We start from the raw sequence: 2930 nt of genomic DNA on the forward strand, positions 1-2930 counted from the left end.
TCGAGACCCTGGCCTGGGCCAAGGACTGCGGCGCGAAGACGGTCGGCATCACCAACGGCGGCGAGGACATGTGGTCCGCTTGCGGTGACATGTGGAAGGGGTCCTGCGGGGCGGCGAGTCTCGCCAACCGTTCGCTGATCGCCTCGAACGGCTCACAAGGACGGCGGGACCGGCCGGCGTTCAGGACGGACGGTCGCCGTCGCAGGCAGTGTCGAGCAGCCGCAGGGCCGCCAGCCGTACCGCACGGCAGATGGCCAGGGGCGCGTAGAGCTCCTTGGCCTGCCACAGCGGCGGGTGCCGGTCGGGGTCCTGCCGCCGGAGGAACAGGCGGGCGCGCGCGGCGGCGGAGGGGCCGCGCGGGTCGGCGCGTCCCGGCCGTGTGCGCAGCAGCACGTTGACGGCGTACGCGGTCTCCTCGCTGGTGCCGCCCCAGATGCCCCACGAGCCGTCGGCGTTCTGGGTGTCCAGCGTCCAGTCCACGGCCCGCCGTACCGCGTCGCGGCCGTCGGCGGCGAGGTCGAGGGCCAGCGCGCAGTGAGAGGTCGCGTAGTACGGCGAGGCGTGCCATTTGTCCGTCCACGACCCGTCGGCGTGCTGGACGCCCGCCAGCCATCGCGCGATCTTGCGAACGGCCGCCTCGTGCCGCGGGCCGCGACCGGGAGACTCGGCGAACGCCTCCAGGACGTGCGCGTTGGCCGTCGGCGACGCGGTGCGTTCACCGTGCCAGCAGCAGAAGTGGTCCTCGAGCTCGAACTCCCAGAGGCGGTCCGGGGCGAGCGGCCTGCCGCGCCTGGCCAGGGTCGCCAGACCCGCACCGGTCGTGTCGGCGTCCGGCGGGAGCCCGGGGGCGCCGCCGATCGCGCCAGCCGCGAGGCTCTGCTCCAGATCGGCCATGACCGGCTCCGGCACGCGTACGTCGAGACCCGCGCCGATCAGCGCCCCGATCACCCAGATCCGCTCGAACCGGTAGAGCGGGTAGGTGCCGGGCAGCGCTCCCCCGTACGCGGCGACCGCCGACTCCAGGAAGGAGATCGAGGCGGGTTCGGCGATCGGCGGGGTGCCGAGCCAGGCGGCCGTGGCGGCCGGGGAGCAGCCGACCGCGCCCCCGGCGGGCCTGACCGTGCGCGCCTGCCGGGCGAGCGGCCCCATGATCTCCAGCGAGTGCCACAACTTGGCGGTGACCTCGCCGGTCGCGCGCAGGCGTTCGCGGGCGAGTGCCAGTGTCCCGGGGTCCGAGCCGCGGGGCAGGGGCAACGTGCCGGAGGCCCACGCGTCCAGGCCCGTGATCGGCTCCGCGGTGAGCCGGTCGAGGTGCGCGTTCAGATCGGCGACGAGCGCGGGGGCGATCAGCTCGGCGGCCACGAGGTCGGGGAGCGCGACGCCGCCGTCGAGCAGCGCTCGCAGCGCGGCCAGGCCCCGGGCGGCGGAGGCGGCGATCCGGCCCGCCCCCGCGCCGCCCTCGCGGGAGAGGGTCAGCAGCGCCTCGGTGGCGCTCAACGTCGGGACGAGCGCGTATCCGCCGGTCCCGCCCCAGGTCCCGTCGGGCCGCTGGTGGTCCAGCAGGAAGGCGAGCCGGTCCGCGCGGCCGGCCAGCCAGGGCGCCAGGGTCGTCACCCGGCCGGTGTCGTAGAAGGACGGCGAGCTCTCCCCCAGCGGGCGGACCGTCAGGCTGGCCAGCACGTCGTCGGCGGCGATCGGCTCAAGCATGTTCTTCCTTCCAGGTGTGGCCCGCGTCGGCCAGCTGGTACATGCGGATGCCCCAGGTCATGATCCGGTCCAGGGCGACGGCGGCCGGGGTCCCGGCGAGGGGACGCAGTCCCGCGCGGCACCGGGCCACATGGCGAGCCAGCCGCTCGGCGACCTCCGCCTGCGACAGGCCCAGGGTGAGCGCGTCCACGGTCCCCTCGGCCCGTTCACGGTCATGTCCGCGCAGGTCGTTGGCCAGCCGTACGGCCGTCGAGGCGTCGCGGAGCGGTTGCCGCAGGGCCGGGAGCCAGGCGCGCACGTCCTCGGGGTCCATCGCCGACCAGGCCGCCGTCGCCTGCATGGCCAGGCCGATGCTGCCGCGGGCGTGCCGCAGGTACTCCTCGACGCCGGGAGCCCGCCCGCCCGCGGCGACCGCGTCGGCGGCCCGCCGTTCGAAGAGGGTTCCGCGCAGGTGCTCGACGGCCGCGCGCCGCCACCAGGCCGCGACGGGCCCGGTGACGCGGTCGCGCAGGTCGGCGAGGGAAGCGGCCAGGGCGTCGCCGGGCTCGGGGTCGCCTCCCTCGACGACCGCCAGGCAGCGCGCGACCCCGGCCTCGACGCTGTCGTCGGCGCTGTCGTCGGCGCTGTGCGGGACGGCTCGGGGGGCGTCCGACCAGGCGTCGACGGCCAGCAGCCAGGCCGCCGTCCCGGCCAGGAGCAGGCAGGCGTCGGCGTCGAGCCAGGGCGTGCAGATGGCCGCCGTCAGGCAGCAGAGGGGGATCACGGCCGGGTCGAAGGGCGGGCCGTGCCGCTCGGCCCATCCGGTCAACACGCCCATCGTGTCGAGGGCGGCGGTCGCGGCGTCGGCGGCGGCCACGACGTTCAGCGACCGCTGCGCCTCGAACGGCCCCGCTTCCAGGTCCGCCAGGCCGAACAGGCGCGGGTCCGGCACGTGCGCGCCAGCGGCGCCAGCGGCGTCAAGGGTGTCAGGGGTGTCAGGGGTGTCAGCGGTCACGGCGGGCGGCCCAGGAAGCGAGCAGGGCGAACTCGGCACGAGCGGCGGCCGACATCGGCCCGGCCCGTTGCACGCAGGCCAGGGCGGCGTCGATCTGTGACTCGGCCTCGCGCTCGGCCGCCTGCCTGCCGCCGGCGCGCTCGATCACGTCGCCCATCAGCACGATCTCCTCAGCGGTGGGCGGATCGTCGCGGCGGTACACCTCGGCCAGCCAGTCGCCCGGCTGGCC

General features: G+C 76.1%; 2 protein-coding genes and 1 pseudogene. All 3 read right to left on the reverse strand.

Features of this window, described 5'->3' with window-relative positions:
* Positions 1 to 180 precede the first annotated feature (180 nt).
* Positions 181 to 1707 carry a prenyltransferase/squalene oxidase repeat-containing protein gene (locus tag ACWCSD_RS50840; RefSeq protein ID WP_397162600.1) on the reverse strand — a complete coding sequence of 509 codons (1527 nt, stop codon included), beginning with the start codon at positions 1705 to 1707 and terminating at the stop codon, positions 181 to 183.
* Positions 1700 to 2638, reverse strand: coding sequence for a terpene synthase family protein (locus ACWCSD_RS50845; RefSeq protein ID WP_449926789.1), 939 nt, complete (start codon positions 2636 to 2638; stop codon positions 1700 to 1702). Before ACWCSD_RS50845 ends, ACWCSD_RS50840 begins: the two co-directional genes overlap by 8 nt.
* Before the next feature lie 52 nt (positions 2639 to 2690).
* Positions 2691 to 2930 (reverse strand): annotated as a pseudogene (locus tag ACWCSD_RS50850) (polyprenyl synthetase family protein); the annotation flags it as partial.

Source organism: Nonomuraea sp. NPDC001684 (assembly GCF_053596515.1).

Coding starts and splice junctions, on each gene's coding strand:
- ACWCSD_RS50840 (WP_397162600.1), bottom strand. CDS start 1,707: ATGCTTGAGCCGATCGCCGCCGACGACGTGCTGGCCAGCCTGACGGTC.